This is a genomic window from Brevundimonas sp., assembly GCF_036677305.1.
Taxonomy (GTDB): Bacteria; Pseudomonadota; Alphaproteobacteria; order Caulobacterales; family Caulobacteraceae; genus Brevundimonas.
In genome coordinates this window covers 1-8,102 of record NZ_JAKFEB010000166.1, presented here as the reverse complement: position 1 = coordinate 8,102, position 8,102 = coordinate 1, and the positions used below count along the sequence as shown (strand labels likewise).

Annotated in this window: 7 protein-coding genes; 3 read left to right on the top strand and 4 right to left on the bottom strand. The window is 72.0% G+C overall.

Features of this window, described 5'->3' with window-relative positions:
• On the top strand, positions 1 to 432 hold a 432-nt coding region (locus V6M42_RS09470; RefSeq protein ID WP_332678317.1), incomplete at its 5' end, for a TIGR02186 family protein.
• Here the strand turns inward: V6M42_RS09470 and hisC are convergent.
• Genes hisC through V6M42_RS09455 form a run of 3 tightly spaced genes read right to left on the bottom strand, consistent with a single transcriptional unit; the run spans position 433 to position 3,265 of the window.
• On the bottom strand, positions 433 to 1,524 hold the full coding sequence (gene hisC, locus V6M42_RS09465) for a histidinol-phosphate transaminase (RefSeq protein ID WP_332659670.1): 1,092 nt from the start codon (positions 1,522 to 1,524) through the stop codon (positions 433 to 435).
• A 20-nt stretch (positions 1,525 to 1,544) separates the two neighbouring features.
• Complete coding sequence (locus V6M42_RS09460) at positions 1,545 to 2,228, bottom strand: hypothetical protein (protein WP_332678316.1); 684 nt, start codon at positions 2,226 to 2,228, stop codon at positions 1,545 to 1,547.
• On the bottom strand, positions 2,228 to 3,265 hold the full coding sequence (locus V6M42_RS09455) for a DUF2125 domain-containing protein (RefSeq protein ID WP_332659672.1): 1,038 nt from the start codon (positions 3,263 to 3,265) through the stop codon (positions 2,228 to 2,230). Before V6M42_RS09455 ends, V6M42_RS09460 begins: the two co-directional genes overlap by 1 nt.
• Positions 3,266 to 3,393: 128 nt before the next feature.
• On the opposite strand from V6M42_RS09455, the gene V6M42_RS09450 reads away from it, so the two are divergent.
• Positions 3,394 to 3,828, top strand: a complete 435-nt coding sequence (locus V6M42_RS09450) for a VOC family protein (protein ID WP_332678315.1) — start codon at positions 3,394 to 3,396, stop codon at positions 3,826 to 3,828.
• Here the strand turns inward: V6M42_RS09450 and V6M42_RS09445 are convergent.
• Entirely contained in the window at positions 3,825 to 6,665 is a 2,841-nt protein-coding gene (locus tag V6M42_RS09445) for an ATP-dependent DNA helicase (protein ID WP_442880946.1), read from the bottom strand. The genes V6M42_RS09450 and V6M42_RS09445 overlap by 4 nt on opposite strands.
• Positions 6,666 to 6,849: 184 nt before the next feature.
• Here V6M42_RS09445 and V6M42_RS09440 point away from each other — a divergent pair.
• The coding region (locus V6M42_RS09440; RefSeq protein WP_332678318.1) for a DEAD/DEAH box helicase at positions 6,850 to 8,102 on the top strand (1,253 nt) is incomplete at its 3' end.

Below are 8,102 nucleotides of genomic sequence, written 5' to 3'. Positions count from 1 at the left end.
GTCGATCACCTGCGGATCAACGCGCCGCAGGAGAGCCGCACCGTCACCCGCTACGGCGTGCGCGACGTGGTCGTGAGCCGGCTGGGCGAGGACTACCTGGACTATCGCCGCGCCGTGATCCGCCTACGCGAGGCGGCGGCCCTGTACAACACCGACCCGGACGGCGTGGAATTCGTCGATCGCGGCCTCTTCCGCGCCGAGGTCAAACTGCCCGCCGTGGCGCCCACGGGCCGGTATTTCGCCGAGGTCTGGCTGTTCCAGGACGGCCAGCCCGTATCGGTCAGCAACCTGACCCTGACGGTCGAGAAGGTCGGCTTCGAACGCGACGTCTTCGAGTTCGCCCATCGGCGGCCGTGGACCTACGGCCTGCTGTGCGTCCTGCTGGCGGCCTTCACCGGCTGGGCGGCGAGCCGGCTGTTCCGGCGGCAGTAGTCAGCGCGCCGCGAACTCGCTCAGAGCGTCGATCACCGCCCGGTTCTGGTCCTCGGTGCCGACGGTGATCCGCAGGCAGTCGGGCAGGCCGTAGCCGCCGACGGGGCGGACGATGATGCCCTTCGAGTTCAGATAGTCGTTGGCGGCGCCGGCGTTGCGGGCCTCGTCCGGGAAGCGGACCAGCACGAAATTGCCGGCGGACGGGAAGACGTCGAAGCCGAAGCCCTTGATGGCCTGGGTCAGACGCGGACGCCAGGCCTCGACCAGATCGCGCGAGGCCTTCTGGTGCGCCTCGTCGCCGAGGGCGGCGACGGCGGCCTCGAGGCCGGGCACCGAGACGTTGAACGGCAGGCGGATGCGGTCGACCGCCTCGGCCACCTTCAGCGGGGCGTAGCCGAAGCCGATGCGCAGGCCGCCCAGGCCGTGGATCTTGGAGAAGGTGCGGGTGACGACGATGTTGTCGCTGTCACGGGCGAGGGGGAAGCTGGTCTCCCAGTCGGGCTCGGCGACGAATTCCGCATAGGCCTCGTCGATGACCAGCAGGACGTGCGGGGGCAGGGCCGCGTGCAGACGGCGCGTTTCCTCGGCGGTGTTGTAGCTGCCGGTCGGGTTGGACGGGCTGGAGATGTAGACGATCTTCGTCCGCTCATCGACCTGGGCCAGCAGGGCGTCGACCTCGGCCTTGAAGCCCGGCTCGGGGGCCAGCTTGACCTCGGCCTGGTTGGCCTTGGCCGAGATGCGGTAGGCGAGGAAGCCGTACTGGCCGGTGACGATGTTGTCGCCGGGGGTCAGATAGGTCTGGTTCAGCAGGGCGAAGACCTCGTCCGAGCCGTTGCCGAAGATCAGACGATCGGGCTCGAGGCCGTGGTGGTCGGCGACCGCGTCGCGCAGCTTTGTCGCCCGGCCGTCGGGGTACATGTGGATGTTGGCGACCGAGGCCTCATAGGCGGCGCGCGCCTTTTCGCCGGCGCCCAGGGCGTTCTCGTTCGACGACAGCTTCATCGGCGTGGCCACGCCCTCGATGCGCGACTTGCCGCCGACATAGGGGGCGATGTCGAGGATGCCGGGTTTGGGGGCGGGTGCGTCGGTCATGGGCGCTTTCAGAAGTCCGGCTAGAATTGGGGGGCGGCGCCGATGACGCCGCTGAGGCCGCCGGGCGCGGATGCAAGCCGCCCGTCCTCCGCCTGCACATAGCCCGCGAGCATGAACAGCTTCAAGCCGCCCGCCGCGATCAGCGGACTGGCGGCCAGGCCGGCGGCGCCGAGAGCCTCGATGATCGTGGCGGCCGGGGCGGCGCTGTCGGTGGTCCAGAAGGTGCGGTCGTCGCCTGTGGGGCCGGGTTCCGCCTGCTGCACCAGCAAGGCGCGCGGGAGACCGTGGCGGTCGTCGGGCAGGGCGGCGACGACGCGCAGGGACGGCTCGGCGAGGAGGCGGCCCCACCAGGCCGAGGCGGGCGTCAGGTCCATCAGGGCGCGGGCGCCGTCGCGGACGACGGCCAGCGCCTGATCCGGATCGGCGGCGGTGCGGGCGGTCAGGCCGTAGCGGTCGGCGGCCAGCGTCTGGCTCGCCGAGCCCCAGACGACCAGCGGCGCGCCCGAGGCGGCGTCGATGCGGCCCAGAACGGCGCGCAGGACGGCGGCCCCGGCCGCAGGCTCGCCCGCCAGCGTCTGGCGCAGGGCGATAGCGTCGGCGTCGGGCCGCGTGCGCGCGCCGGCGGCCAGACGGGCGCGGACGGCGTTGGCCAGGGCCCGGTCGAGAGCCAGCCGTTCGGCGTCCTCTTCAGGCTCGACGAGCATCAGAACAGCTTCGGCGCCGGAGCCAGGGCGAACGGCCCCAGCCAGGTGCGGCCGTCGCGGAAGCGGATGACCAGATCGACGCCCTGGTCGCCCGAGACGGCGGTGGCCGCCGCGGCCCCGGCGGCGCCGATGCGGTTCACGGCGCCGGACTGCGACCGGGCCAGACCGGCGATGGCGGCGCCGGGCTTCTCGGCGGTCAGGGCGACCTCGCCCTGCAGGCGGCCCTCGGCGTCGGCGGACAGGCCGGCGCTGTCAATGCGGGCGCGGCTGTCGCCGGCTTCCAGCTCGCCCTTGATGGCGGTGAACCGTCCGCCCGAGGCAGTCCAGGCGGCGAAGACGCCGGCGCTGTCCATGCCGCTGAGCTTGCTGGCGTTGACGACCGTGCCCTCGATCCGGGCGGTCAGGCGACCCTGCCGCGTCGCCCCCTCGACCGGGCCGCCCGGACGGCCGCGCGCATCGATGAGGTTGAAGGCCACGTCCATCTCGTCGGTCACGGCGCGGCCGCCGGTCAGATGCGGGCGGACGTTCAGCAGGACCCGTTCGGCCGAGGCGATGGGGAAGGGCTCGGCGTCCTGATGGGCGGTGAAGGTCGGACGGATCAGTTCGATGCGCAGGTCGGGGAAGCGTTCACGCAGGTGGCTGACGCTGAGCCGCAGGCCGTCGCCGTCGATCCCGACCTTGCCCTTGTCGGCGCGGGTCAGGGTCAGGCCGTCGGGGGCGATGACCACCCATTTGTCGGGGTTGTAGGCGTTGGCTTCGGCGACCAGTTCGGGGGCCGCTACGCCATGGCCGGAGGGGGCCATGATGTCGGCGTGGGGAAGGGAGACCCGCGCCCGGAAGGGCCAGCCCGTCGTGGTCCGCGAGGCGTAGCTGATCCGCCAGCCGTCCTGCCGCATGGCCGCGACCTGGGCGTCGAGCCGGGTCTCGATCTGTTGCGTCAGATAGAACCACCAGCCCGTCCAGGCGGCCAGCAACACCCCGGCGATGACGAAGGGGACCAGCAGGCCGCGGCGGCTGTGGCGGGGTTGGGCGCTCATCAAGGCTCCGGGACAAGGGGGCAGGACAGTCCGAACGTATGAAACCCCGAACCGGGCCCGGCAACCCCGCGAGGGAACGACGGCGGCGGGGAATCCGTTCGATCCGGGTCACAGCGCGGGAGCCGGAAATGGAAACGCAATCGCTGCACCGGGGTCGGCTGATCGACCACATCCAGCTGGTGGTGAGGGACCTGGCCGCCACGCGCCGGTTCTATGACGCCGTGTTCGAGGTCCTGGGCCTGCCGCTGGGCGGCGAGGGCGACAGCTGGTTCTGGGTCGATGAGCTGTTCATCTCCACCGCCGACAGCGAGGCGGCGGCGGGCAGGCTGACCGGGCGCCATCACCTGGCCTTCCAGGCGCAGGACCGGGCCATGGTCGAGGCCTTCCACAAGGCCGGCTGCGCGGCCGGCGGTACGGACAACGGCGGGCCGGGAGAGCGCCCCTATCACCCCGGCTACTACGCCGCCTTCCTGCTTGACCCCGACGGCAACAACATCGAGGCGGTGTTCCACGGCGAGGCCGAGCGATCGGCGAAGAGCGTGGAGATCACCTTCGAGGGCTAGGCCTCTCCCTCGGGTTTGAGGAACGCGCCGACCAGCTCCACCGCCTCGGCCAGACCCATGCGCTGGACCTCCGTACCCGGCGGCAGGCTGGCGAACAGCCGCGTCGGGGCGGCGGCGTCCAGCATGACGAAGACCCCCTTGTCGTCGGCGCGGCGGATCAGCCGGCCGAAAGCCTGGGCCATGCGGGCGCGGGCGAGGGCGTCATCGAAATTTCTACCGCCCGCTCCTTCCCCGCCGAAGCGCAGGCGGCGCGCCTTGTGCAGCAGGTCGGGACGCGGCCAGGGCACACGGTCGAAGGCGAGGATGCGCAGGCTGCGGCCCGGCACGTCGACGCCGTCGCGCACGGCGTCGGTGCCCAGCAGGCAGCTGTCCTGTTCAGCGCGGAAGACGTCGACCAGCGCCCCGACCTCCAGCGGATCGACGTGCTGGGCGTAGAGGGGGATGCCCTGTTTCGCCAGGTCCGGACCCAGCCGCTCATAGACCGCCTTCAGCCGGCGGATGGCGGTGAACAGGCCCAGGCCCCCGCCGCCCGCCGCGAGGAAGAGTTCGCGCATCGCCGCCGCCGTCTGGCGGGTGTCGTCCTTCATCAGGTCGTTGACGACGATGACCCGGCTGTTGGCGGCGTAGTCGAACGGGCTTTCGACCTTCAGCGTCCGGGCGGGCTCGATCAGCCGGGCGGAGCCGGTGCGCAGCCGGGCCATGTCGAACGGATCGTCCGAGTTCGGATCGGATAGCGTCGCCGAGGTCACCAGTACGCCGTGGGCGGGCATGATGACCGCGGCCTCCAGCGGCACGGTCGGATCGATCCAGTGGCGGCGCAGGGCCACGTCCATGATGCGGCCGAAGGCGGCCTCGGCGGACAGCCAGTCGAGGAAGTCGGGATCCGGTTCGGCGGACGAGACCTCCAGCGCCGCCAGCATGGAGCGCCAGCCCGGCAGGGTCATGCGGGCGCGGCGGTCGAGGCCGCGCAGGGCGCCTTCGATACGGGCGCGGGACGCCCCGTCCAGCTCGGACGCCTCGTCGTCGAGGATGTCCTCCAGATGCCGCGACAGGGCCAGCAGCGGGGCCTCGACGGCGGCCAGAGCCGCAGCCGCTTCGCGGGCGGCCTCCATCACGGGTTCGGTGACGGGATGGAGCGAGCATTCCATGCCGAACTCGGCGCCGCTGCCGGAGGCGTTCTCACTGGTCCGTGCCCGGAGCTGTTCCAGCGCGGCCAGCAGGAAGCGTTCGATCGGCCCGACCGGATTGACCTCGCCCGAGGCCGGGGCGATGCGGCCCGAGACGCCCTCGCCGGGCAGCTGGGCGGCGGCGCGGACGGCGTCCTGAAGCGCCTTGGTCGCGGCCTCGTTGTCGGCGCACAGGTCGCCCAGCCGCTGTTCCAGACCGCGCCCGCGCCGGCCGCGGCCCTCGGGCCCGCGCAGCCAGCGGCGCAGTTCGGCGGCCTCCTGACCGGACAGGCAGGCCGAGAAGGCGCTGTCGGCGGCGTCGAACAGATGGTGGCCCTCGTCGAAGACGATGCGCTTCAGCGCCGCCGTCTCGCCGTCCTGTTTCAGACCGCGCGCCGAGCGGGCGCCGTCGAAGGCGGCCTGGGTCATGACGAGGGCGTGGTTGGCCACGACGAGGTCGGCCCGGCGGCTGGCGCGGATGGTCTTCTCGACGAAACAGGTGCGGTAGTGGGGGCAGGCGGCGTGAACGCATTCGCCGCGGCGGTCGACGAGGTTGGCGGCGCTGGCCTGATGGCTGGGCCCCGTCGCGAACAGACCGGGCAGCCAGCCCGGGTAGTCGCCGCTCGTCATGTCGCCGTCGCGGGAATGCATGGCCCAGCGGCTGGCCAGGGCCATGCCGATCAGGTCGCCGTTCCCCAGCTGGGCCGCCTGCACCATCTCCTGCAGGTTCAGCAGGCACAGGTAGTTCTCGCGCCCCTTGCGGACGACGGTCTTCTTCTTGCGCTCGACCGGGTCGGGCCACAGGGCCGCGCTCTCGCGGTCGATCTGGCGCTGCAGGGCGCGGGTGTAGGTCGAGACCCAGGCGGCGCCCTGATTGCGCTCGGCCCACAGGCTGGCGGGGGCGAGATAGCCGAGGGTCTTGCCCGTGCCCGTGCCGGCCTCGGCCAGCAGGAAGCGGGGGCGGCCCTCCTCGTTGCGGGGGGAGAAGGCGAAGGCGGCCTCGGCGGCGTAGTCGGACTGGGTTGGACGGGTCTCGTCCAGGCCCGAGGCCTGAAGCAGTTTCTCCAGCCGGATGCGGGCGGATTCGCTGTCGACCGGGGCCGAGCCGGCCTCGCCGCGCGGCGCCTCGTCCTCCCACTCCGGCAGGCGCGACCATGCGTCGAGCCCGCTGCCGCGATGCTGGCGGTCGCGGACGGGGTGGTGCTGCAGGGCGCCCGAGACGCGCCACGACCACGACCATCCGGCGCGGCCCAGCGTCTCGGCCAGGGTGAAGGCGTCCTCGCGCTGGGGGTAGGCGGGGTCGGCCAGTTCCTTCAGCAAGCCGGCGGCGGCGTCCATCAGGGCCTGGGCCTGCGCTTCCGCCCCCTTCGGCTCGCTCATGCCCATGGCGAGGGCCAGACCGCTGGGCGAGGGGGCGCAGAAGCGGGCGGGGCGGACGAAGGCGAACAGCTCCAGCACGTCCAGCAGTTCGGCCGAGCGCGGCGGCGGGGCGATGCCGAGCCGGCGCGCGGTCAGGCTGGCGTGGGCGACCATGACCGGGGCGGTGGTGAAGGCCCCCTCGGCCGCGCCGCGTCCGATCCTGCGCGGCCCGTCAGCGTCGCAGATCGCGCCGGACCCGGGCGGAATGGCCAGCGCAGGCGGCAGGACCAGCCAGGGCTCGGCGCCGGTCAGGACGGCGGAGGATGTGAGGGAGTCGACGGACACGACCGATAGATAGCCGTTCCGCAGGTGAAACGGAACGGGAACATGCTATAGGCGCGATGTGACGCCGCCGCCCGCTCCTGCAACGCTTTCGCCCCTGTTCGCCGACTGGTTCGCGCGGCGCGGCTGGTCGCCGCGACGGCACCAGCTGGAGATGATCGCGGCCGCCGACGCCGGCTCGCACGCCCTGCTGGTCGCGCCCACGGGCGGCGGCAAGACGCTGGCGGGGTTCCTGCCGTCTCTGGTGGAACTGGCCGAGCGCGGGCCCCGGCCGGCGTTCGGGCCGGGCAGCGGGATCCACACCCTGTATCTGTCGCCGCTGAAGGCGCTGACCACCGACGTCGAGCGCAATCTGATGACGCCGATCCGCGAGATCGGGCTGAACATCCATGTCGAGAGCCGCACCGGGGATACGAAACAGTCGAAAAAGGCGCGACAGCGCGAGTTCCCGCCGGACATCCTTCTGACCACGCCCGAACAGCTGGCCCTGTTCTGCGCCTGGGACGGGGCGCGGGCCTATTTCGCCGACCTGAAATGCGTCGTGCTGGACGAGGTGCACGCGATCTGGAGCGGCAAGCGAGGCGACCTGCTGTCGCTGGGTCTGGGGCGACTGCAGCAGTTCGCGCCCGGCATGCGGCGGGTGGCGCTGTCGGCGACGGTGGACGACCCGGAGATGATCGCGGACTGGCTGCGGCCGGGCGATGCGCTGTCTCCTTCTCCCCTCGGGGGAGAAGGTGGCCCGGAGGGCCGGATGAGGGGGCTGCCAGCCCCGGACTCATCGCTGGACAGTCTGCCGCCTGAACCAGCCCCCTCATCCGAGCTGCTTTGCAGCCCACCTTCTCCCCCGAGGGGAGAAGGGGTGGTGATCGTGAGGGGCGACCCCGGCGCGCCGCCGGTAGTCGACGTGCTGGTCAGCGAGGGCAAGGTCCCATGGGCCGGGCATACCGGTCAGCACGCCATCCCCGAGGTCTATGAGGCCATCAAGCGCTCCGGCATGAGCCTGATCTTCGTCAACACGCGCTGGCAGGCCGAGTTCGTGTTCCAGTCGCTGTGGTCGATCAATGACGACAATCTGCCCATCGGCCTGCACCACGGCTCGCTGGCGGCGGAGCAGAGGCGCAAGGTCGAGGCGGCGATGGCGCGGGGCGAGCTGCGGGCCGTGGTCTGCACCTCGACGCTCGATCTGGGCATCGACTGGGGCGACGTCGATCTGGTCATCCAGCTGGCGGCGCCCAAGGGAGCCTCGCGGCTGGTGCAGCGGATCGGCCGGGCCAATCACCGGCTGGACGAGCCCTCGCGCGCCCTGATGGTGCCCGCCAGCCGGTTCGAGATGCTGGAATGCCAGGCCGCGCGCGAGGCGGTGGCCGAGAACGCCTTCGACTGGGAGCCGGTGCATACGGGCACGCT

Excerpts from the sequence above, each read along its gene's own strand:
- hisC (WP_332659670.1), bottom strand. The coding sequence starts at position 1,524 with ATGACCGACGCACCCGCCCCCAAACCCGGCATCCTCGACATCGCCCCC.
- V6M42_RS09460 (WP_332678316.1), bottom strand. The coding sequence starts at position 2,228 with ATGCTCGTCGAGCCTGAAGAGGACGCCGAACGGCTGGCTCTCGACCGG.
- V6M42_RS09455 (WP_332659672.1), bottom strand. The coding sequence starts at position 3,265 with ATGAGCGCCCAACCCCGCCACAGCCGCCGCGGCCTGCTGGTCCCCTTC.
- V6M42_RS09450 (WP_332678315.1), top strand. The coding sequence starts at position 3,394 with ATGGAAACGCAATCGCTGCACCGGGGTCGGCTGATCGACCACATCCAG.